General features: G+C 61.4%; 16 protein-coding genes. 3 read left to right on the top strand and 13 right to left on the bottom strand.

Features of this window, described 5'->3' with window-relative positions:
• Nucleotides 1-62 precede the first annotated feature (62 nt).
• On the top strand, nt 63-635 hold the full coding sequence (locus GO988_RS17595; protein ID WP_157567940.1) for a hypothetical protein: 573 nt from the start codon (nt 63-65) through the stop codon (nt 633-635).
• Here the strand turns inward: GO988_RS17595 and GO988_RS17590 are convergent.
• Entirely contained in the window at nt 630-2,060 is a 1,431-nt protein-coding gene (locus tag GO988_RS17590; RefSeq protein WP_157567938.1) for a 3' terminal RNA ribose 2'-O-methyltransferase Hen1, read from the bottom strand. The two genes, GO988_RS17595 and GO988_RS17590, sit on opposite strands and share 6 nt — an antisense overlap.
• A 184-nt stretch (nt 2,061-2,244) precedes the next feature.
• On the opposite strand from GO988_RS17590, the gene GO988_RS17585 reads away from it, so the two are divergent.
• Together GO988_RS17585 and GO988_RS17580 are read left to right on the top strand one after the other, a co-directional pair.
• On the top strand, nt 2,245-3,459 hold the full coding sequence (locus GO988_RS17585; RefSeq protein ID WP_157567936.1) for a lipase family protein: 1,215 nt from the start codon (nt 2,245-2,247) through the stop codon (nt 3,457-3,459).
• A gap of 70 nt (nt 3,460-3,529) precedes the next feature.
• The gene (locus GO988_RS17580; RefSeq protein ID WP_157567934.1) at nt 3,530-4,456 is read left to right on the top strand and encodes a T9SS type A sorting domain-containing protein; all 927 of its coding nucleotides are present in this window, start codon (nt 3,530-3,532) and stop codon (nt 4,454-4,456) included.
• 109 nt (nt 4,457-4,565) lie between these two features.
• Here the strand turns inward: GO988_RS17580 and GO988_RS17575 are convergent, their stop codons facing one another.
• The 12 genes from GO988_RS17575 to GO988_RS17520 form a co-directional block, all read right to left on the bottom strand.
• Nucleotides 4,566-8,240: an ABC transporter permease/M1 family aminopeptidase gene (locus GO988_RS17575; RefSeq protein ID WP_157567932.1), complete on the bottom strand. Its 3,675-nt coding sequence runs from the start codon at nt 8,238-8,240 to the stop codon at nt 4,566-4,568.
• A 55-nt stretch (nt 8,241-8,295) separates the two neighbouring features.
• On the bottom strand, nt 8,296-9,183 hold the full coding sequence (locus GO988_RS17570; protein ID WP_317164924.1) for an ABC transporter ATP-binding protein: 888 nt from the start codon (nt 9,181-9,183) through the stop codon (nt 8,296-8,298).
• A gap of 221 nt (nt 9,184-9,404) precedes the next feature.
• Entirely contained in the window at nt 9,405-10,226 is an 822-nt protein-coding gene (locus GO988_RS17565; protein WP_232341572.1) for an alpha/beta fold hydrolase, read from the bottom strand.
• 156 nt (nt 10,227-10,382) lie between these two features.
• Nucleotides 10,383-12,158, bottom strand: a complete 1,776-nt coding sequence (locus GO988_RS17560; protein ID WP_157567930.1) for a HAMP domain-containing sensor histidine kinase — start codon at nt 12,156-12,158, stop codon at nt 10,383-10,385.
• A gap of 47 nt (nt 12,159-12,205) precedes the next feature.
• Complete coding sequence (locus tag GO988_RS17555; protein WP_157567928.1) at nt 12,206-13,366, bottom strand: sensor protein KdpD; 1,161 nt, start codon at nt 13,364-13,366, stop codon at nt 12,206-12,208.
• A gap of 28 nt (nt 13,367-13,394) precedes the next feature.
• On the bottom strand, nt 13,395-14,525 hold the full coding sequence (locus tag GO988_RS17550; RefSeq protein ID WP_157567926.1) for a porin: 1,131 nt from the start codon (nt 14,523-14,525) through the stop codon (nt 13,395-13,397).
• Between the two features lie 51 nt (nt 14,526-14,576).
• Entirely contained in the window at nt 14,577-15,140 is a 564-nt protein-coding gene (gene kdpC, locus GO988_RS17545) for a K(+)-transporting ATPase subunit C (protein ID WP_157567924.1), read from the bottom strand.
• Between the two features lie 64 nt (nt 15,141-15,204).
• Complete coding sequence (gene kdpB, locus GO988_RS17540) at nt 15,205-17,253, bottom strand: potassium-transporting ATPase subunit KdpB (protein WP_157567922.1); 2,049 nt, start codon at nt 17,251-17,253, stop codon at nt 15,205-15,207.
• Between the two features lie 199 nt (nt 17,254-17,452).
• Nucleotides 17,453-19,153, bottom strand: a complete 1,701-nt coding sequence (kdpA, locus tag GO988_RS17535; RefSeq protein ID WP_157567920.1) for a potassium-transporting ATPase subunit KdpA — start codon at nt 19,151-19,153, stop codon at nt 17,453-17,455.
• A 28-nt stretch (nt 19,154-19,181) separates the two neighbouring features.
• Nucleotides 19,182-19,259: a K(+)-transporting ATPase subunit F gene (gene kdpF, locus GO988_RS24785; protein ID WP_394351232.1), complete on the bottom strand. Its 78-nt coding sequence runs from the start codon at nt 19,257-19,259 to the stop codon at nt 19,182-19,184.
• Nucleotides 19,260-19,656: 397 nt separating this feature from the next.
• Nucleotides 19,657-21,051, bottom strand: coding sequence for a sigma-54-dependent transcriptional regulator (locus GO988_RS17525; protein ID WP_157567918.1), 1,395 nt, complete (start codon nt 21,049-21,051; stop codon nt 19,657-19,659).
• A 78-nt stretch (nt 21,052-21,129) separates the two neighbouring features.
• Nucleotides 21,130-23,151 (bottom strand): KUP/HAK/KT family potassium transporter, encoded by a 2,022-nt coding sequence (locus GO988_RS17520; RefSeq protein ID WP_157567916.1) that lies wholly within the window; start codon nt 23,149-23,151, stop codon nt 21,130-21,132.
• Between the last annotated feature and the right edge of the window lie 4 nt (nt 23,152-23,155).

The following is a 23,155-nucleotide window of genomic DNA, read 5'->3' as shown; positions in this document are numbered from 1 at the left end:
GGGTTTGAAAAGCTCAAACTTGATGCGTCACTATAGAGGCTACTATATAAATTAGATAATCTATGAAACTAGGCCGTCAAATCAATACCCTTGCGTACAGCGAATACTTGCACCTGTTGGAGAACTACAAGAAGTTCACTGACTTTAATCACCTAGGTCTGTTTCGTTCTATACTAGAAAATGGTAAGCTCGAACCCACGCAGAAGCTAGAGGTCCGTGATGCAGTTATTGAGAAGTTTCCTAAGTTTTTTGAGTTCCTACAGTTAAAGGACCCTGTTACTTATTTCTGCCTAATCACTTACCAGCAAACTCTTACTGCTGCCGATAGTCATCAAGTTTGGGAAGAGATAAAACGGAATCAGCAGCGAATACTGGCGGTAAAAAAGCTAGGTCACCGAAATATTGGCACCTATGCTAAACATGATTGTGGCTATGAAACCTGTCATTTGAACGGTTTAATGATTAAACAGGGGTCATGGTTAGCCGAAGAGAAAATCGGCTTTTGTACTGACAAGAATGAGTATCCAGCATTGTCCAAGTCAAAAATGCGTAGGCGCGACCGCAAACAACAGAAACAGATTATTGAGCAAGAATTAGCTGGCGATTCTACTCTTAGCTTTCGCCGACTCCTATAAACTAAACACCGCCATTTGCGACGGCGCGCCTACCCCCTCCACTTCATCGCCCATGGCCTCAATTCTAACCTGATACCCGTGGCGCTCGGCCACGCCGGTGGCCCAGGCCGCAAACTCGGCGCGGGTCCACTCGAAGCGGTGGTCGTCGTGGCGAAAGTCGCCGGCGTTGAGCTTCTCGAAAAGCTGATTGTAGTCGGCATTGGGCGTGGTGACGAAGACGTGCGCCGGCCGGGCCTGGGCAAATACCACGGCTTCGAGGGCGGCCAGGCGGTTTTCGTCGAGGTGCTCGATTACCTCCACCAGCGCCGCCGCGTCGAAGCCGGCCAGCCGCTCGTCGCGGTACAGCAACGACCCCTGAATCAGCTCGATGCGGGCGCGTTGGCGCGGCGACAGCTCATCGAGGTGCAGGCGTTGGGCCGCCCGGCTCAGCGCCTGGTGCGACACATCCATGCCGCGGACGAACTCGATTTTAGGCTGGCGCAGCAGCAGGCGCAGGAGCTTGCCCTCGCCGCAGCCCAGGTCGAGCACGCGCTTGGGGGCGAGCTGGTAGATTTCGTGGGCCACCTGCTGGAGGCGCTGGTCGTGCAGCGAGAGCTTGGGCTCGGGGGCTTCGGCCGCCACCGCGGCGGGGGTGAGGGGTAGGGCACCGGGTTCGTTGGTTTCGGGGGCTACGGGCTCGGGCAATTCTTCCTCCGTGCCCTCCATCAGCCGGGCCAGCGTGGGATTCACGATGCCGGCCAGGTAGCGCAGGTAGCGCCGCGTGATGAAGCCGCGCTCGGGGTGCTGGGGCAGCCAGTCGCCGCCGCGGTGCAGCAGCTTTTCGGCTTCGGTCTGGTCTACGTAGTAGTGCTTGTCGTTGTCGAGCACCGGCAGCAGCACGTAGAGGTGCGTGAGCACGTCTTGCAGGCGCAGGCCGTCGTGGCGCAGGCGCAGCGTGTAGTAGGGGCTGTCGCCCCACTCGGGCTGGGTGGGGTCGAGGGGGTAGGCTTCGGTCTCGACCGCATAGCCTAGGGGCTCGAATAGGCGGCGCGGCCAGTCGGGGCCGGGCGCCGACACCACGGCCACCGTGACGGCCAGCGGCAGCGCCTCGGCGGGTAGCGCGGGGCGGTCTTTGCAAGTGCCATTCATGGCGGTGCCGAAAGCTTTGCTCAGCGCCACGCTCAGGAACGACGAGGCCACGTAGGGGCGGTCGTTCACGTACTGCTCTAGGGCAAAGCCTTCGCCGTTGCCGCGCCCGCGCACCAGGCCCACCGGGTCGAGGTCGAGCAGCAGGGCGGCGGTGCAGCGCTCGGCGGTGGCTTCGGGGTAGAAGACGTGGGCCTGGCCGCCCGTGATTTCCAGGCTTTGCAGGCGGGCGGGGTTCTTGTGCAGCAGGTAGCCGAGGTCGGTAGCCGGCTGGTAGGTGGTCGTAATCGTGAGCAGCATGAAGCAGAAAGGGAGCCAGCGGGAGGCCGAATGTAATGACTCGGCTTTATAGCACCGGCCGCCCAGGCGGCGGCCCTACCCCCTGCCGCGTAGCTGAACGGCTGGCCAGTAAAGTTGGACCTGGGTAGTAGTAGTCTACGGCCGCATTGCTATCTTGCTTTCACACACTTCTTTACTGGCAACTATGAAAGCACTTTTCCTCCCGTTGCGGGGCCTGCTGCTGGCGCTGCTACTGTACGGGGCCAGCGGCTGCCACAAGCAAGATAACCCGACTCCCGACCCGGCGCTGCTCACCGGCCAGGACCTGTTTGTGTCGGCCACGCCGGTGGCCACCGTGTCGCAGGCGCAGCTGCAAGCCCTGGCTACGGCGGCCGGTTTTGGCGCTTTCACGGCCCAGCTCAAGTACAACGTTTCGTACTATAAATTTCTGTATAAGACTACCTACAAGGGGCAGCTGCTTCAGGTGTCGGGCATGCTCGGCATCCCGCTCAATATGCCCACGGCGCCGGCGCTGCTGAGCGCCCAGCACGGCACTATGTTTCGCTACGCCGATGCGCCGTCTAACTTCCCGGCTACGTTCACGGGCTTCGAGCTGTTCGCCAGTACGGGTTTTGTTACCCTCATTCCCGACTTCGTGGGCCTGGGCGTGTCGAGTGGGGTAGGGCAGTCTTTTTACGACAAGCCCACCTCGGCCGGCGCGGTGGTAGACATGATTAAGGCCGCCAAATATTACCTCAGCCAGCAGCAAATAGCGCTCAACCAGCACCTGTTTTTGGTGGGCTACTCCGAGGGTGGCTACGTGACGATGGCTGCCCAGCAAGAAATTGAAACCAACCCGTTGCAGGGCCTCACCCTAACGGCCGCCGCCGAAGGCGCCGGGGGCTACGACCTGCCGGGTATGCTCAGTGGCGTAGCTTCGGCATCTTCCTACGCCACGCCGGCGTTTCTGGCGCTGTTCCTGCAAGCGTACAATACTACTTACGATTGGAACCGGCCCCTCACCGACTTCTTCCAGGCGCCGTACGCGGCCAAGCTGCCCGCGCTGCTCGACGGCACCCACGTGCGCGCCGAAATTGATGCCGCCCTCACAACCAGCCCCGCGGCCCTCTTCACGCCCGCTTTTTACGCCAGCCTGAGTAGCCCCAGCGGCGAGCCGGTGCTCAAGCAAAAAATGCAGGACAACAGCTTCGCCAACTGGGTGCCTCGGAGCCCAACGCGCCTCTACCACGGCACCGCCGACGAGAGTGTGTTTTACCAAACTTCGGCCAGCACGTTTGCCCGCTTTCAGGCCGCTGGGGCTACCAATGTCGAGTTTTTTCCCATCACCGGGGGCACCCACGAAAGCAGCATTGTACCCATGATGGCCAACGCCCTACCCTGGCTACAATCGCTGAACTAGCGCTACGCATAGCGCGGACGCGCGCCCGCCGCACAGCCAATACTGGTTACTCACCTTTTTTCTCTTTCTCATGAAAATACTGCTTCTCCGCTCGGCCGTAGCACTCGGCCTGTTGGGTGCCGCCCTGGCGCCCGCCCACGCCCAAACCGTAGCCAACGGCACCTTCGAAACCTGGGCTGCGCGCAACGGCGTAGAATCGCCCACCGGCTGGCTCACTACCGACGATGTAATCGCGGTTACTCTTGGCTTGGCCTTGCCCACCGGCTCCTTTACCAAAACCACCGACGCGCACGGGGGCACCTACGCCGCCCGGCTCGAAACCAAAACCACGCTGCTGGGCGCCTTGCCCGGCGCGGTGGGCATCGGCACCAAGGTGGGCCCCAACCCAGCCGTGCCAGGCGGCATCCCGTTCACTACCCGGCCGGCCATGCTCCAGTTTTACTACAAGTTGTCGGGGCCGCAGCCCGCGGTGGCCAGCAACGGGGCGTTTGCGCAGGTGGCGCTTACGCGCCGGGTAGGCGGCGTGCTGCAAACCATTGCCACGGCCCAGCAGGTATTCACAACCGTGAACACGGCCTACGTGCTGGCGCAGGTGCCGCTCACGTACACCTCGGGGGCGCTGCCCGATTCGGTGCGCCTGGTGTTTAGCTCGGGCGTTATCAGCACCAGCGCCACGGCGGGCACGGTGTTTCAGGTCGATGATGTGTCGTTTACGGGCACGGTTACGGCCGTGCGTAGCGCGGCGCTCGAAGCCGCGCTTAGCGTGTATCCCAACCCTAGCCTGGGCGGGCGTTACGTGCTGGCCGCGTCGCCGGCGCTGCTAGCCGCGCCGCTCGCCGTGGTAGACGCTACCGGCCGTGTGGTGCGCCGCGAAGCTGCCCCCACGGCGCTGGCCGCCACTCGCCCGCTCGACCTCACGGGCCTGGCCGGGGGCATCTACACGCTCCAACTCTTCGCCGAAGAAGGCCTGGTAACAAAAAAGCTGGTGGTGCACTAGCGCCAAGCGTAGCTGGCTCAACGCAAAAGAGGGGGGTAGGGCAATCAGCCCTACCCCCCTCTTTTGCGTTGCATCATCGCATAGATAATGCAACTGGCCAACAATGGCTTCAGCGCTGGGCCACTACGGGCGCGGCTTTTTCGCCGGCCGCTACCACCTTCACGTTGTCCATGTAATGGCGGTCGATGAGCTTGTGGTAGGGGTCGAGGCCAGCTTTGGCTGGCTTTTCGGGCACCACGAAGGTGAGCACAGTTTTAGGCTGCGTGAGCTTTATCTTTTTGAAATAAAGCGCCTTGCCGCTGGCGTCGTAGTCCTCGGTTTTTCGGGCTTGGTCGGGGCCAAAAATGCCAACATCTACGTAGTCGTTCAGCTTGATGGGGGTTTCGTTGCCGAGGCTATCGGCGCGCATTTTGGCGGCGCGCAGGGTCAGGCGCACGTCGTACTTGCCGTCGGGGCGCTTGGTGTAGGTGGCGTCGTCGAGTTGGTTTTCGAAGAGCGTTATCGTCTCAAACATGTCGTGTACCACGTATTGCAACGAGTCGGGCGTGGCTTTTTTGAGGTAACTGACAAACTCGGCGGTGTTGGTGTAGGGCCGGGCCTGGTAGCGGGTTTTAGCCAGAAAAGCCTTGATGGCCCCGTTCAGCTTCTCCTCACCGATGTAGTCTTGCAGCGCAAAAAATACCATGCCGCCCTTGTTGTAGTGGATGTAGGGCTGGTTTTCGACCAGCATCAGCGGCAGCTCTTTCTTGCGTTCGTTGCGGCGGCCGCGCAGGTACTGGTCGAGTTCGTCGCGCATGCGCTTCTGCATCAGCGGGCCGGTGAACTCGTGTTTGCAGGTCATCAGCGACGAGTACTCGGCCAGCGACTCGCTGAGCATGGACGAGCCTTGTACCTGGCCGCCCACCACTTGGTGGCCCCACCACTGGTGCCCCAGCTCGTGGTTGGTGATGAAAAACACGCCATCGGGCCGCTCGGGGTCGCGCAGGTCGGCGATAAAGCCTGCGCCCTCCGAGGTCGGAATGGTGTTGGGGAAGCTCTGGGCGAAGTTCTTATAGCGCGGAAATTCTTGGATGCGAACCTGCCGGAACTGATACGGCCCAAAGGCCTTGGTGTAGTAGGTGAGGCCTTTTTTGAGGGCATCGACCATGCGCGGCACGTTGTAGGCGTGGGCGGGGTGGTAGTAGATTTCGATGGCCACCTGCTGGCCGGTGGCGGGGTCGCGCCAGTGGTCGCGGCGCACGTCGTAGCGGGCGCTCTGGATGGAGTAGAAATTGAGCATCGGCTCATCCATGCGGTAGTGGAAGTAGCGGCGGCCGTTTTGCACCCATTGCTTCTGCAAATAGCCAGGCGCGATGGCCGTCTGGTCGGCGTCGGTGCTCACGGTAGTTTCGAAGCGCGTGTAGTCGGCATCGGTGGTGAAGCCGCAGGTCATCAGGCCGCGTGGGTCGTTGAGGCGGGGCACGCGTTCTTTGGGTTTCAGGTCGTTGCGCTGGCGCACGTCGTCGTCTTCCAGCTCGCCGTCGGGCTGGTAGCCCAGGCGCACGCCGGTGCCATCGAGGAAAGTGCCGTTGGCGGTGAGGCGGTCTTCGGGCGAGATGATAGCCCAGCTAAACACGCCCTGGTCCTGGGGCCGCGAGGTGAAGCCCCGCGCCGCGTAGCGCACCGTGAGGGCCAGCGGCAGCGAGTCGCCGGGGGCCAGCGGCTGGGCCAGGCCATAGAGGCGCACCCCGGCCACTGGGTCGTCGAGCAGCACCTTGGCGGGGCGGCCGGGCGAGAGGGTAGTTTGCACCGCGCGGCTGGGGTCGTAGTTGACGAACAGCGTATCGAGCGGGTGGCTCTCTTTGTTGAGCAGCGTTAGGATGCCCTGCATTTGGTAGCGGCGCGGGCTGGCCGTGGGGTAAATATCCACGTTGAGCCGGGTGGCGATAATCTTAGGCTGCGCCAGCTTTTCGTAGCGCTTGTACTGGCGCTCGGTGCGGGCCGAGCGGGCTTCGAGGCCCTTGGGCGCAAAATACTGGTTTTCGACGTTGGTGCTGTAATACACGTAGCCGCCTACCCCCAGCACGGCCACTACCGCCCCGGCCAGCGCCAGCCGCGCCCCGGTGCCAAAGCGCTGCCCAAACAAGCGCCCGCGGTGCCGCACACTGGTTTCGGCGCCGCGCACCCACAGCAGGTTGGTAAGCACGGCCAGCAGCAGCGCAATGGCCATATAGTACAGGTTTACCCAAAACAGCGGGGCCACGAAATGCCCATAGCCATTCATATCGGAGTAGGTGTACGGAATGGTGCCGTTGTACTTGAGCAGCACGTGGTGCAGCCCCAGCGCGTCGGGCGCAATGAACACCACCACGTAGAAAATTATCATCACCGTGTAGCCCACGTACTTATTATTGACAATGGTTTGCACGGCCATCGTCAGGGCGCAGAGCTGCGTGATATTGAGTAGCTGCAACGCGAAATCTTTGGCATACAAATCCAGTTCTACGGCGTGGTAGCCGCTAAACAACTGGATGCCCAGCCCCACCAGCACCAGCGCTGCGTACAGCACCACCTGCGTGCCCACCAGCGCCAGCAGCTTGCTCACGAAAGGCACCCAGTTGGGCACGGGTAGCGCATCAAATACCTGCTGGAGCTTGGTTTCGCGCTCGCGCCACACCAACTCGCCCGAATACACGGTGATGATGATGAGAAAAAACAGCCCAAAGCCGTTGTTAATCAGGCTCAGTATCTCGTAGGTGACGGGCATTTGTACCCGGTCGCCGGTGTAGCGGAAGTAAGCCGAAATCAGCACGTTCACGACTCCAAAAAACACCAGCGCCCGAAACGACCACGCCCGTACCACGTTCAGAAATTGCACCTGCGCCAGTTGCCCCATTTGCCACAGCCCCGTGCCCGCCCCAAATACGACCGGCGAGCGCCGAATGCCCAGGCCAGCCGGTGGCGTGGCCAACTCGGGAGCGGTGGCTTTGCCGCTACTGCGCGGTGTGCCCATGCGGAAGCTGGCGTAGCTGAGCGCCAGTAGCCCCAGCCCCACGGCCGCCCACAGCAGGCGGTTTTCGAGCATGTCGCCGCTGCCGAAGGGCAGCATTTTGGTGTTGCGCTCGGCAATGGTCCAGTACTTCGTGACCACGGTGCGGGTGTCGAGCCCAAAGGGGTCGAGCAAGCCGGCCAAGTGCTCGTTGTTCAGGTTAGTCGTAACGACCCCTGCAATGACATAGAGCAGAAACAACACAATGCCCCCCAAGTAGATAACCAGCGACGAGCGCGTGAACAGGTAAGCCGCAAAGAAGATGCACCCCGCAAAAAACGCGTTCACAAATGCCCCCCCTACCAGCGGTAGTAGGTAGGCGTCGAGCCGGAAAGGCCCGTACTTGGCTGGGTTCAGCCAGGGCATCACCGAGCCCGCCATCGCCCCCAGCGAGATGCCGCTCATAATGAACCAGATAACTAGCATAGAGGCCGCAAAGCGCCCGCCCAGGTAGGCCGGCTTGTGCATAGGGGTGGTGTAGAGCAAACCCGTAATGCCTTCTTTATCATCGCGGTAGATGGGAGTGCCCACAATGGCCGCCGTAATGAACATGGCCAGCATCGAGCCGCCCAGCGTGAAGTTGGCCAGCGTGTCGGGGGCGTTCTTGAACACCTTACCCCCCGTGCTGGGCCCAAAGAAGGTTTCTTCTACGGCCAGAAAAATAAAGCCAATCAGAAACAGAATGCCGAAGTAGATATACGTGCTGGGCTGGCGAAAACGGTAACGCAGCTCGAACAGAAAGACGTCGCGAAACATGGCTAATGGCTAAGTAGTGGGCCGGCCGCTAGAGGAGCAGGGCGGTTGGTAAGGTTCAGGCAATAACCGACTTATCGCGCCGCGCCAGGCGGTGGAAATACACGTCTTCCAGCGTAGCCTCGGCGGGCTGAAACTGGCCATTGATGGGCTGGTCGCTGAACACGCGCACCACGGGCTGCCCGGCCACCAGCTTCGAGGAAATGACTTCGTACTCGGACTTCAATTGGGCCAGGGCGGCTTTCTCGGTTTTGGTACGGTATACTTTGCCGCGCAGCTCGCCGATTACCTCGCTGGGCTGGCCGGTGGCCACTACCTCGCCACCGGCGATAATGGCCATGTTGGAGCACAGCTCCGTCACGTCTTCCACGATGTGCGTGGAGAGAATAACCACCACGTTTTCGCCGATTTCGGACAGTAAATCGAGGAAGCGGTTGCGCTCGGTGGGGTCGAGGCCAGCCGTGGGCTCATCTACAATGATGAGCTGCGGCGCGCCCAGCAGCGCCACCGCAATGCCAAAGCGCTGGCGCATGCCGCCCGAGTAGCCACCCAGGTTTTTCTTGCGGGCCGCCCACAGGTTGGTTTGTTGCAGCAGCGCCTCCACGGCCAGCTTGCGCTCCCGGGCGTCGCGAATACCCTTGAGGCTGGCAAAATGGTCGAGCAGCACTTCGGCCGAAATACTGGGGTAGAGGCCAAATTCCTGGGGCAAGTAGCCCAGCACCCGGCGCACGGCGTCTTTCTCGGTCAGCACGTCGAGGGTGCCCAGCGTGATGGTGCCCGCATCCGGCTCTTGCAGCGTGGCAATGGTGCGCATGAGGCTGCTTTTGCCCGCTCCGTTGGGCCCCAGCAAGCCAAACATGCCGTTGGGGATGGTCAGCGACACGTTGTGCAGCGCTCGCACGCCGTTGGCATACGTTTTTGAGAGATTCTGTATGCGAAGTTCTATAGCACCAAGAAGTTAGGTTATGGCGCCAAATATAAGAGGCTGACAGCTAGCCCGCAACCTTAAAGGCAGCACGTTGGCCAGCCGGCATCGCCCGGGCGAAATGGGTTTCGCAGTAGGTACCCAAGTCGTTGCGTCGCCCGCGCATTTCCTCCATAAGCTGGGCCCCAAAGTGGGGGGTAGGCTGCTGAAAAACAGACCACAACCAGCCTAAAGCAGCCGCGTTAGTGCGCGGCGCTAGAAATGAATTTGGCCCGAAAAAAGGCGTCGGCCTTGCGGTTGAATTCGTCGGCGTGCTCTTGCAGCGTGGCGTGGCCGCTATCGGGCACTATCCAAAGCCAGGCGCGGCGCAAGTGCCGATAAATGGCCACCGTGTGCTCCAGCGTAATCACGTCGCGGTCGCCGGCAATGATGAAGGCCGGTGCCGCTACCCGGCGCAGCACCGGCAGCGGAATAGTGGGCTGAAACACGTCGAGCAAGAACACTTTCCAGTCGTTCTTCCTAACGGGGTCGGTGGGTGGGTGGGCCTTGTTTTCCTGGTAGCCGCGCTGCTGCTGGCGCCACAGCGCCGGCGTTAGGGCCGTCGAGTCGGGCGAGAAGTTGGCTCCCGTCGCCACCAAGCGCTTCACCAGCTGCGGGTGGCGCAGGGCCAGCACCACGGCATTGATGCCGCCGTCGCTCCAGCCCAGCACGTAGGCCGAGTCGAGGCGCAGGCTCCGGAGCAGGGCAGCGAAGTCGTCGGCCATCATCTCAAAGCTCAGCGAGTCGCCGGGGTCTACCGACTTGCCGTGGGCGCGGCTGTCCACGGCGATGACCCGGTAGTGCTGGGCGAAGTAAGGAATGTTCTGCTTAAAGTCTTGCAGGCTACCCCCGTTGCCATGAATGAGCAGCAGCGGCGGCCCCGCCCCGTACACCTCGTAGTACAGCCGCACGCCGCGCACCGCCTGGTAGTGGCCCGCGGCGGGGTTGTGGCCATACGGCACGGCCTGGGCTCCGGCCAGCAGCCCATGCAGCAACAGGCCCAGCACCAACATACAGTATCTCATGGTGAGCAACAAGTAGGGGGTAAGAACTGCCCAAAGCTAAACCTAGTGCTGCACATCAAGCAGTTGTGCCTACATAGTAGGGTGGTACACCGCGCGGCTCGTGCTCGTGGCCCCAGCGCCGGCAACAGGCGCAGCACCCGCGCGCGCAACGGCCCGCTACCCTACCACCGGCAGGGTGAAGGCAAACGTGCTGCCGCTGCCCAGCTCGCTCTCGACCCACAGCCGCCCGCCCTGCGTGGTGATAAACTCGCGGGCGATGCTCAGCCCCAAGCCGCTACCCCCCCGGTAGCCGGTCTTGTCGGGTATTTGGGCGAAGCGCTGAAAAATCTTGTCGTGGTGCTCGGCCGCGATGCCCGGCCCGCGGTCCTGCACACTCACTTGCACAAACGCCCCGGCCACGGCGGCGCGCACAGCCAGCGGTTCGCCGCGGGGCGAGTAGCGGATGGCGTTGGCCAGCAGGTTGATGAGTACCCAGGTGGTTTTCTCCACATCGGCCTTCACGGCGGGCAACTCGGCGGGCAGCTGCAACTCGAGGGGTAGGGCCTTGTCGGTGAGCTGGGGCTGCACGGTGGCGGTGGCAAAGCGTACTACATCGGCCAAACTGGTAGGGCGCAGGTCGAGCTGAATGCCGGCCCCCGCGTCGAGGCGCGACACGTCCAGCAGCTCGCTCACCATGCGTTGCAGGCGCTGGGTTTCCTGCCGGATGTGGCCCGTAACGCGCAAGCGCTCGTCGGGGGGTAGGCGCTCATCCTGCAAGAGCTTGGCATTTAGGTTAATGCTGCTCAGTGGCGTTTTTAGCTCGTGCGACACCGTAGCCAGAAAATTCGACTTCACTTGGTCGAGCTTTTTGTAGTCCGACACGTTGCGCAGGGTGATAATTTGCCCTACGAACTCCATTTTGCCGCGCGCCTCATTAAACGACACCAGCTCCTGCATCGCCAGCCGGTAAAATGCCTCCTCGCCCCGCTGGGCAATGCGCAGCAGCGGCGCATCGGCCACGGCCTGCTCGCGGCGGGTAGCCTCCACATCGAGCGGCCGCAAAATTTCGCGCAGCAGGTCATTTTCCTTGGCTACGTCGGTGGCCAGCTGGCCCACCAGTTGCTCCACGGGCCGGCTCAGTAGGGCGCAGGCAGCGGGGTTGGCCAAGATAATGCGCCGGTTTTCATCCAGCAGTAGCAGGCCTTCATCAAGGCCGCTCACGATGCTGGCCGTGCGGTTGCGCTCGGCCAGCAGCTCGGCCAGGGTAGAGGTGCGGTACGCTTGCAGCTGCACCAGCATGCGGTTAAAGGCCGTGGCCACGCGGCCATACTCGTCCGTGCTTTCGACCGGAATAGTAGCGGTAAAATCTTGCGCAGTAGCGTGCTCCAGGCTATTGGTGAGCGTGCGCAAGGGGCTCACCGCGGCCTCCGGCACGCTCAGCACAAACATGAGCCCAAGCAGCAGGCTTACCGCTGCGAAGAGCGCCAGGTACTGGCCGGCCTGGGTGGCATTGCGGTTGGCCTGCTCGTTTTTGCGGGTGAGGGCGGCGGTGTTCAGCGCCACCATGCGGTAGGTTTGCTGGCGCAATAAGTCGAGGGTAGGGGCACGGCCGGCGGCCGGCGTGCCGGCGTCGAGCTGGCGCTGAAAATCGGCCTGGCTCTGGGTGAGGCTATCTACCACCTCGCGCTCGCCGACTTCCGTAATGTTGCCCGCCTCGCGAGTCAGGCTCTGGCGAAACTGGGGCAGGCCCTGGGCCGCATTGGGGTCGCCGGCCATGCGGTCGAGGGCGCGCAACATTTGCTGGCCCAGCTCCACCGAGTAGAAGTTGTCCTTGAGCACGTTGCGCGAGTTGCGGTCGAGCCGGAGCACGGTGTAAAATGCGTAGCCCCCAAGGCCAAGCAGCAAGGCCAGCATCGCCACAAAGCCAAGCGTGATTTTGGTTTTCAGATTCATGGGCGAGGGTGAGGCAACTGCCAGGGGGTAGGCAGTTTGCCAGAAAATCAATACGTTATCAAATACACGTCTAGGTCGCTGCCATCGCTGGCCACGGCGGTTAGCAGGTCATGCGTCACGCCGCCGCGGCTTAGGCGCTGCCACAAATTCTTCTCGCCGGTGATGCCGCAAACGAGTAGTGTGGCGTTTTTTTCCTGGGCTACCCGCCGGATGGCTGCCACGATGTCGTCGTCCTTCACGCGCATAATCTGCGCGCCCAACTCGGTGGCTAGTTGCAGGTTATTCAGGAGATGGCGCTGGGCAGCTAGCCCAATGCGGTCGGCGCTTTCGCGGCCGGTTTGCACGTAGAGCACGTACCAAGCAGCAGCCCCAAAGCGGTCGGCCAGCCGCGAGGTTTTGCGGATGATTTCCTTGGCCGCCCGGTCGTTGGTGTTGATGCAGGCCAGCAGGCGGTCGTCGTTGCGAAACTGCGGCAGCACGGCGGGCGCGCCGCCCGAGCCGGTTTCGACTTGGTGGCTCAGCAGCTGGGCTACTTCGCGCACGGCCAGGCGGCGCAGTTGCAGCAGGTTTTCGGCCTGGAAGAAATTGGCCAGCGCGGTAGGCACCTTGGCCGCGTCGTAGATTTTGCCTTCTTCGAGGCGGGTGCGCAGCTCGCCCACGGTCAAGTCTACGTTCACCACCTCGTCGGCTTGCCGCAATAGCTGGTCGGGGATGCGCTCGGTCACGTCGGTACCCGTGATTTTGAGCACTTGGTCGTGCAGGCTTTCGAGGTGTTGCACGTTCACGGCGGTTATCACCGAAATGCCCTTGCTGACTAGTTCCTCCACGTCCTGCCAGCGCTTTTCGTGGCGCGAGCCGGGCACGTTGGTGTGCGCTAGCTCGTCCACCACCACCACTTGCGGGCGGCGCTGCTCAATGCCATCGAGGTCCATTTCCTCCACTGCGTGGCCCTTGTAAAACACCTGTTTGCGAGGCATGGCCGGCAGCTCGCGCAACTGAGCCACGGTGCCAGCCCGGCCATGGGTTTCGACGTAGCCGAGCAGCACGTCTACCCCGTGGCTGTGCAGGTCGTGGGCCTCTTGCAGCATGCGGTAGGTTTTGCCTACCCCCGCCGCCAGGCCCAGGTATATCTTGAGCGTGCCGCGCCGCTTGGCCTGCACGAGGCGCAGGAAGCGCTCGGCGGACTGGTCGCGCTGCTCGGGGCTCATAACTCGGAAAGTGAAGTAGTTAAATCAATTAAAAGGATAGTGCGATGCTGGTCGTCACGTTGCCGTAGCTGCGGTTGTCGGCGTTGTCGCTCCGCGCAAACACGCCCCGCAAGCCATTCAAGTACCGACCTTCGACCCGAAAAACCACGTTGCTGGCGGGCGCATAATCGAGGTTGAGCGAGCCGCCGGCCACCCGAAAATCAGTGTCCAGCGCCCGGGGCATGATGCTGCGGATGATAACGCCGCGCTCGGCGTAGTAATACTCGCCACGCAGCGTGGCCGAGAGCTTATCAGCCAGTTTATACTTGGCAAAGGCCGAGGCACTGTGCCAGGTATCGTAGCCGTGGTGGCCGGCGCTTTGCTGCTTGCCCACGTCGAAAACCAGGGCCACATTCAGGCGCTCGGTGGCGGCGTAGGTGATGTAGAAATCGTGGTAGTAGCGGCGGCGCACCAGCGAGTCCTGCGGCTGCTCGTTGCCATAAAACGTGCTGCTATTGAGGAGCAGTTTGTCGGTAGGCTTCCACTGGAGCTGGGTGCCCAGGGCTTTGGCCTGGTTGGTTTCGCGGATGTTTTGCCAGCCATTGAGCACCAGGCCAGTGAGCGTTAGCTTGGGACCGACTTCGTAGGTAAAGCGCGCGCCCGACTCGTAGTAGGGCGAGTTTTCGGCCATCACGGAGCGCGTCAGCGTCCAGTTGTCTTTGGAAATGGCCGATTCAAACCCGATGTGCGAGCCAAAAATACCCAGGTCGAGCCAGGCCTTGGCGAAAGGCCGGAAGCCCGCATAAGCCTCGTAGACGTGCCGGAGCACGGGGTCTTCGGCGGCGTAGTTGGCGCTCACGTAAGTACCGGCGTGCAGCCCCACGGCCCCGCGCACGTGGCCATCGTCGTAGCGCACGCCCACGAGCGCCTGGTTCACGGTAAACTCGTTTTGGCGGCCGTGCGAATACAGAAAATACTGGCGGTCGTTGCCATTGGCGTGGCCAAAGTCGTAGCCATAGTAGGCATCTACGAAGCCGTAGTAGGTGAGCGGGCCCGCCGCCGGCGTAACCGGGGCCGCCGCCGGCGGCACGGCCAGCGCGGGGTCGGTGGTGGGGGTAGTCTGGGCCAATGCTGCCCCCGTAGGGAAAGCCAACAGGCCAGCCAATAAAAGCTTTTTCATGAACTAAGCGCAGCTTCAGGCAAGCTGCCGACGAATAAAAAACAAAGAAACCTAGCGCGTACCGGCCAGCGCATCCAGCGCCACATTAAGCTTTAGCACGTTCACATGGTCGGGCCCCAGCAGGCTGGTTTCGGTATGCTGCTGCACCAGCGCTTGCACCTGGGCGGGGGGTAGGGCACGCACGCGGGCCACCCGCGCCACCTGCACCAGTGCGCCCTGGGGCGAAAGGTCAGGGTCGAGGCCCGAGCCGCTGGCGGTGAGCAATTCGGCCGGTACGTCGGCGCGGCGCACGCCCGGGTTTTTCACTAGAAAGGTGTCGAGGCGGCCCTGTACTTCTCGGAGGTAATCGGGGTTGGACGGGCCTTTGTTGGAGCCGGCCGAAGCATCGGCTTTGTAGCCGGCCGCCGAGGGCCGCGAGTTGAAATATTGGGGCTTATCGAATTGCTGGCCCACGTTGGCAAAGCCCACAAGGCGGCCGTTTTGGACGATTTGCTCGCCTTCGCCGTGGCCAGGAGCGAGCTGCGCCGCCGCCCACACAATAGCAGGGTAGATGACGCAGCACAGCACTAGCAGCGCCAGTGTGAGGCGCACAGCAACAAGGAGTTGAGATTTCATGGAGAATTAGTTGATGTAGACCGTCCTGCTGAACGCCGGGAAGCAGGACGGTTTCTGTTGATTTTTATAAAAACAAGCCGACTACCAGGTCAATAGCTTTGATGCCGATGAAGGGAACGATGACCCCGCCAAGGCCATAAATCAGCAGGTTGCGGCGCAGCAGCGCCGAGGCGCCGATGGGCGTGTAGGCTACCCCCTTCAGGGCTAGCGGCACCAGTGCCGGGATGATGAGGGCATTGAAAATGACGGCCGAGAGAATGGCCGATTGCGGCGATTTCAGGCCCATAATATTGAGCGCGCCCAGCGCCGGAATGGCCACCATAAATAGCGCGGGCACGATGGCGAAGTACTTGGCCACGTCGTTGGCGATAGAAAACGTAGTGAGCGTACCGCGCGTCATGAGCAGTTGCTTGCCGATTTCGACTACCTCGATGAGCTTGGTGGGGTCGTTGTCGAGGTCCACCATGTTGCCGGCTTCTTTGGCAGCTTGGGTGCCCGAATTCATGGCCACGCCCACGTCGGCCTGGGCCAGGGCGGGCGCGTCGTTGGTGCCATCGCCCATCATCGCCACCAGCTTGCCGGCCTGCTGCTCGGTGCGGATGTACTGCATTTTATCTTCCGGCTTGGCTTCGGCGATGAAGTCATCGACGCCCGCTTTTTCGGCGATGAACTTGGCGGTGAGCGGGTTGTCGCCGGTTACCATCACAGTTTTGATGCCCATTTTGCGCAGGCGCTCAAACCGTTCCTGAATGCCGGGCTTGATAATATCCTGGAGTTCGACCACGCCCAGAATGCGGTCGTTTTCGCTCACCACCAGCGGTGTGCCGCCGTTGCTGGCCACGGCCGCTACCTGCTGGGTCGTCTCGTTGGGAAAGGGCTGGCTGGCCGCATTAGCCAGGTTGCGGATGGCATCGGAAGCGCCTTTGCGGATGCGTAGGCCGCTGGCCAGCGTCACGCCCGAGCTGCGGGTTTCGGCCGTGAACTTGATGGCCTCGCTACCCTGGGCGCGCCGCTGGAGGTCGGCCGCATCGGTGCGGCGCACTTGCTGGGCCAGCTCCACGATGCTTTTGCCCTCGGGAGTCTCGTCGTGCAAGGAACTAAGGGTAGCGGCTTCCACCAGCTCGCGCTCCGACACGCCGGGGGCGGGCCAAAAGTGCGTGGCGCGCCGGTTGCCGATGGTGATGGTGCCCGTTTTATCGAGCAGCAGCACGTCGATGTCGCCGGCCGTTTCCACGGCTTTGCCGCTCTTGGTGATGACGTTGGCGCGCAGCGCACGGTCCATGCCCGCAATGCCAATGGCCGACAGCAGCCCGCCGATGGTAGTCGGTATCAAACAGACAAACAGCGCGATGAAAGCCGAAATGGCAATCGGTGTTTTCGAGTAAGCCGCGAACGGCTGCAAGGTCACGCACACAATCACGAAGACCAGCGTGAAGCCCGCGAGCAGAATCGTGAGGGCAATTTCATTCGGCGTTTTCTGCCGCGACGCGCCTTCGACCAGCGCAATCATCTTATCCAGAAACGACTCGCCGGGGGCGGTGGTCACCAGCACCACAATGCGGTCGGAGAGTATCTTGGTGCCGCCCGTGACGGACGATTTATCGCCGCCCGCCTCGCGGATAACCGGGGCCGACTCGCCCGTGATGGCCGACTCGTCGATGGTGGCTAGGCCCTCCATAATCTCGCCGTCGGTGGGGATAATCTCGCCGGCTTCGACCACAAACACCTGGCCTTTTTGCAGCTGCGCCGAGCTGACGTACTCGAACTGGCCGTTTGCCAGCCGCACCTTAGCGGGCGTATCCTGGCGGGTTTTGCGCAGCGAGTCGGCCTGGGCCTTACCCCGCGCCTCGGCGATGGCCTCGGCGAAATTGGCGAATAATAGGGTGAGAAACAGTACGATGAAAACCGTGAGGTTGTAGCCGAAGCTGCCTTGCGCGGCGTCGGGCTTTAGCAGCAGGCCGACGGTGACAAAGAGCATAACTACGGTGCCCAGCTCCACAGTAAACATCACCGGGTTGCGGAACATGACGCGCGGGTCGAGCTTGACAAACGCCTGCTTGGTAGCCTCGGCCACGAGCGCGGGTTGAAATAAAGAAGGGGATTGGGTAGCCATTTTAGAGGTTCTTTCTGGCGTGCGCCTCACCCCTAGCCCCCTCCGAAAAGGAGAGGGGGACTAGCTTCTAGTTCTAGAAGCTAGCTGGGTGAAGCGATGAAAAGCGTGAGACTAAAAACTAGAGCTAATTCCCCTCTCCTTTTCGGAGAGGGACTAGGGGTGAGGCGCTACGTTCGGGAGCGGCTTGGCAAGCGTAGCCTTAGTACAGCGAAAAATGCTCGGCCAGCGGCCCCAGCGCCAGGGCCGGGAAGAAGGCCAGCGCCGCGATAATGACGATGACGGCCAGCACCATCACGCCAAATGTGGCGGTATCGGCGGGCAACGTGCCGGCGCCTTCGGGCACCACTTTTTTGCGGGCCAGCAAACCGGCGATGGCCACCGGACCGATGATGGGCAGGAAGCGCGAAAGCAGCATTACTACCCCCGTCGAAATATTCCACCAGGGCGTGTTGTCGCCGAGGCCCTCGAAGCCCGAGCCGTTGTTGGCCGAGGCGGAGGTGAACTCGTAGAGCATTTCTGAAAAGCCGTGGTAGCCGGGGTTAGCTAGCCAGCCAGCGTATTCGGTAGGGCTGCCGGCGAATAGATGGGCCGTGAGGGCGGTGCCCGCCAGAATGAGCAGCGGGTGCAGCAGCGTCACGATAACGGCGATTTTCATCTCGCGGGCTTCGATTTTCTTGCCCAAAAACTCGGGCGTGCGCCCCACCATTAGGCCCGCAATGAACACGGCGATAATGAGATAGGCGAAGAAATTGAGCAGCCCTACCCCACACCCGCCGTAGAAGGCGTTGGTCATCATGCCCAGCAGCTGGCACAGGCCCGAAAGCGGCATAAACGAATCGTGCATCGAGTTGATGGAGCCGCAGCTGATGACCGTATTCGTGATGCTCCAGTAGGCCGAGGCCGCCGCGCCGAAGCGGATTTCCTTGCCCTCCAGCGCGCCTAACGCTTGGTTTACACCCATTTGGCTGATGGCGGGGTTGCCGTGCATTTCGTAGTACACAGTGGGCGCCAGCAGGGCCAGGAAGCCTACCGTCATCACGCCGAATATCATGTAGGCCAGCTTCTGACGCTTGAGGTAAAAGCCCAGCGCGAACACTAGCGCGAGGGGGATAAGCGCCAGCGCCACGTTCTCGGTCACGTTGGTGGCGAAGTTGGGGTTTTCGAGCGGGTGCGCCGAATTGGCGCCGAAGAAGCCACCGCCGTTGGTGCCCAGCTCTTTGATGGCTACCATGGCCGCCACCGGGCCGCGCGCCACGGCCACGGAGTCGCCCTGCACCGTCACGAGTTGCTGCTTGCCGTGCAGCGTCATGGGCGCGCCGTTGAAGGCGAGGATGAGCGCAATAACCAGCGACAGCGGCAGCAGCAGGCGCGTAAGGCTCTTGACGAAGTAGTTGTAGAAGTTGCCGAGCTTATCGGTGGTGCGGGTTTGCAGGGCGTTGAGAACGACCACGGCCGCGGCAATGCCGGTGGCGGCCGTCACAAATTGCAGAAACGTAATGACTACAATTTGAGACAAGTAGCTCAGGCCCGATTCGCCGGAGTAGTGCTGCAAATTGCAGTTGACCAGGAAGGAAATGTTGGTGTTGAAGGCCAGGTCGGGCGACATCGAGGGGTTGCCGTCTGGGTTGAGGGGTAGGCTGCCCTGGGTGCAGAGCACGACCATGGCGAACACGAACCACACCAAGTTGATAGTGAGCAGCGCTAGCAGGTGCTGCTGCCAGGTCATTTCGCGCTTCTCGTCGAGGCCAGCCAGGCGGAACAAGCCGCGCTCCAACGGCGCCAAGAAGTCGAGTGCATTTTGGTGGCCCTGAAATACATTGGCCAAAAACCGGCCCAGCGGCAGGGCTAGCAAAAGCGTAAGCCCATAGGTGACGAAAATACCTAATAAACCAGTAGTCATGGCAAGGAAATCGAAGGAAGAAAACAGCCTAGAAGCGCTCGGGCTTCAGCAGCACATATACCAAGTAGCCGAACACAGCCAGCGACAAGGCAAGGAGGGCAACCATCATGGGATGAGCGGCTTAGATATGGTCAAAAAAATCAACTGACTTGTAAAAGAGCCAGAACCCAGCCAGGCCGGCGGCCGTGAGCAGGAGAATCATTAGGAGGGGGGTAGGCATGGTAAATGAGGTGAAAGGGCCTAAAAGCGCCGCGAGTTGTGGCGACCCTTGTAGCCTGAGCAAAGCCAGGCCCCAACTGGTAGGGGTAGTAAAAATCCTTGTGTAAGTGTCTGTGAAACAGCAAGAATAATTTCAATCAGCGCAAGCTAAGCTTGGCAGCTAGCGCGCCAAGACTAGCGTTTTGCTAGGGCCTTTGTGCAAAACGCTAGCGCACCCTAGCGTTTTAGGACAGCCTATGGAGATGGCCTGCCTGGCCTCAGCCGCTAGCCTAAGGCCGGCAGCTTTACAAGCCGTACTCCTCCAGCTTGCGGTAGAGCGTGGTGTGGGCGATGCCGAGGACCCGGGCAGTGGCGGCTTTGTTGCCGTGGCATTCTAGCAGCATGCGCTGGATGTGGTGCTTTTCGGCGTTGCGCAGCAGGCGCGGGTCGTCGGCAGCGGGGTCGGGGTCGAGGGAGGGGGTAGGGGGCGGCGGACCCAGCTGGGTTTCTAGGGCGGCCAGCTGCACTTCGAGGGGGAGGTCGGTGGCGGCGAGCGGCTGGCCGGGCGGCGTCAGGATGCTGGCGCGTTCGAGCACGTTGCGCAGTTCGCGCACGTTGCCGGGCCAGGCATAGGCTTCGAGGGCCTGCATGGCCTCGGCGCTAAGCACCAGCGGGCGCTGGCGCAGCTGGGTAGCAAAGTGCTGCGCGAAGAAGTGCGCCAGCACGGGTACGTCGCCCCGGCGCGCACTGAGCGGCGGCACCCGCAGCACCACCACCGAGAGGCGGTAGTACAAGTCGAGTCGGAAGTGGCCGGCGTCGGCCTCCTGCTTGAGGTTGCGGTTGGTGGCGGCTACCACGCGCACATTCACCCGGGTAGGGCGGTTGTCGCCGAGCTTGGTAAACTCTTGGCTTTCAAGGGCCCGCAAGAGTTTGGCTTGGGCCTCGGGGGCCAGCTCGCCGATTTCGTCCAAAAAGAGCGTGCCGCCGTTGGCTTCCTCAAACAAGCCCTTCTTGTCGGTATTCGCCCCCGTAAAAGCGCCCTTGCGGTAGCCAAACAGCTCCGATTCGAGCAATTCTTTGGGGAAGGCGCTGCAATTGACGGCCACAAAGGGTTTGCTCCGGCGCGGGCTGGCGTAGTGAATAGCCTGGGCAAACAGCTCTTTGCCGGCGCCGGTGGGGCCTTCGAGCAGCACCGTGGCCTCGGTGGCGGCTACTTGCTGCGCCGCCCGCTTGGCTTCTGCCAGCGCCGGCGAGTGGCCCACCATCGCTTCGAAGGTGTAGTGGCTGCCCACCTTTTTTTCGAGGTCGGCCACGCGGCGCCGGAGGCGGGCTTTTTCGGCGGCGCGGTCCACTACTACCACCAAGCGCTCGTCGGCATCGCCTTTGGCGAGGTAGTCGAAGGCGCCTTCCCGCATGGCGCGCACGCCGTCGGCGATGGTGCCGTAGGCGGTCATTAGCACGACTTCGGCTAGCGGGGCCAGGGCGCGGTAGCGGGGTAGCAAGTCGAGGCCGCGCCCGTCGGGCAGCTTCACATCAGAAAGAATGACGCCTATTTCGTTGGCGTGGTCCGCCAAGAGTTGGAGGCCCGTATAGGCGTTGGCCGCCTGCAAAACGGGGTAGCCTTCCAGCTCCAGGGTGCGCGCCACGGCCAGGCGCAACAGCTCCTCATCGTCGATGAGCAGGATGGTGCATTCGGACATTGGAAAATCGTAAAATCTTATTTACTAAGTATCTGTACTTAGTATGAGGCCTCACGGTACCCCACGCCAGTACCTTCGCTACAACGCCGCGCTAGCCATCACCTCCGCCTTAGCCGGTGCTACTTGGCTCTCTGCCACCGCCCGCTGCAAGTCGAGCTTGGCGTAGGGCTGAATGGTGAGCGGCACGTTCTCCACCGTCACGTCGCTGGTGTCGAGGCCGAAGGCCTGCTGGTCGCTGATGGCCAAGCGGTTGAGGAAAAAGTAGCTTTTCAAAATGAAGCTTTCCTTAAACGACAGCTGGTTGTCGAAGCTGAGCACTTTATCAAGCACCACAAAGCGAAAGTCGCCGGGTAGGTGGCGCTTTTGCAGCGTGGCGTAGCGCGAGGTAATGTCGATTTCGCCCTGGGCGGCCATGTCTTCGAGTACCCGGCGAAACAGCAGGTTGATGCGCGGCTGAATGCGGAAACCGAGCTGAAAATTGATTTTGTAAGCCACGTCGGGCACCAGCGTTTCGAGGGTGTAGCGCATCCCAAACGGCTCATTTAATGAACTGATGTTGAGAAACCAGTAGCGGTCGGCGCGCTTGGGCTTTTTGCGCAGGATGGAGTAGAGGATGCGCGACTCAATTTGCTGCGCGTTTTTGCTGCGCGTGAGGTACACCAGGTTCGAGGCGTACTTGCTCACGGTGGCGTCCTGGCTCAGCTCTTGCAGGGTGGCTAGGTTGTCGGCCCAAGTGGTCATGTCGAGGTAGCGGTTCTTAATCTGCCGGCCTTTGTAGCCTACCCACATGCTGAGAATCAGGGCCCACTCGAAAACCAAGATACCGAGCCGGTTCAGCAGCTTAGTGATGTTGGCCACCAAAAACGACAGCTCCACCGTCAAAAACACCAGCATAATGAGCCCCACCACTGGCAGCGCCCAGTGCCGCACCCCGCGCAAATACTGCGAAAGCAAAATGCTCGTCGTAATCATAGCCACGGTGATGGAAAAGCCATAAGCCGCTTCCATGTTCGACGAAGTTTTGAACCACAGCTGCACGCACACGCAGCCAAACCACAGCAGCCAGTTAATGCTGGGCACGTAAATCTGCCCGCGCTGGTCGGTAGGAAATAGGATGCGCACCTTAGGCCAGAAATTCAAGCTAACGGCTTCAGAAATAAGGGTGTAAGAACCCGAAATCAGGGCTTGCGAAGCGATGATAGTGGCCAGGGTGGCCAGCAAAATGAGGGGTAGCAATGCCCAGGTCGGCGCGATAAGGAAGAACGGGTTTTGGTCGGCGCCGATGGGCTTGCCCACAAACTGCATGGCCCAGGCGGCCTGCCCAAAGTAATTGAGCACCAACGCCGTTTTTACCAAAATCCAGGATACGCGGATGTTCTTGCGCCCGCAGTGGCCCAGGTCGGAATACAGCGCCTCGGCCCCAGTGGTGCACAAGAATACCGCGCCCAGCAGCCAGAATCCTTTCGGGTAAACGGTCAGCAACTTAATGGCGTAGAGCGGGTTGAGGGCGGCGAGCACGCCGGGGTGGTGCAGCACCTGCACAAAGCCCAGCGTGCCAATCGTGGTAAACCACAGCAGCATAATTGGCCCGAAGGACGCGCCCACCACCTTGGTGCCAAACTGCTGGAAGCCAAACAGTAAAGTGATAATAACCAGCACGATGCCGATAATGGTGGTTTCTGACAAGCCAGGGTCCAGGATTTTCAGCCCCTCAATGGCCGACGATACCGAGATGGGCGGCGTGATGATGCCGTCGGCCAGCAGCGTGCCGGCCCCGATGATGGCGGGCCACATCAGCCACTTGCCGCGCCGCCGCACCAGCGAATAGAGCGAAAAAATACCGCCTTCGCCGTGGTTATCAGCCTCCAGCGTAAGCCAGATGTACTTGATGCTGGTTTGCAGCGTGAGCGTCCAGAAAATGGCCGACACGCCGCCGTACACCAGCAGTTCGCTGATGGGCCGGTCGCCGAGGATAGATTTGAACACGTACAGCGGCGAGGTGCCAATGTCGCCGAAAATGATGCCTAGGGTAACCAGCAGCCCGGCCGCCGTAATGCGCCGGGTGTGAATACTGGTGTCGGAAAGTGCTACGGAAGCCATAGAA

It is taken from the genome of Hymenobacter ginkgonis (assembly GCF_009755225.1).
Lineage (GTDB): Bacteria > Bacteroidota > Bacteroidia > Cytophagales > Hymenobacteraceae > Hymenobacter > Hymenobacter ginkgonis.
The sequence above is the reverse complement of the archived record's forward strand: the minus strand, read 5'-3'. Positions and strand labels throughout refer to the sequence as shown.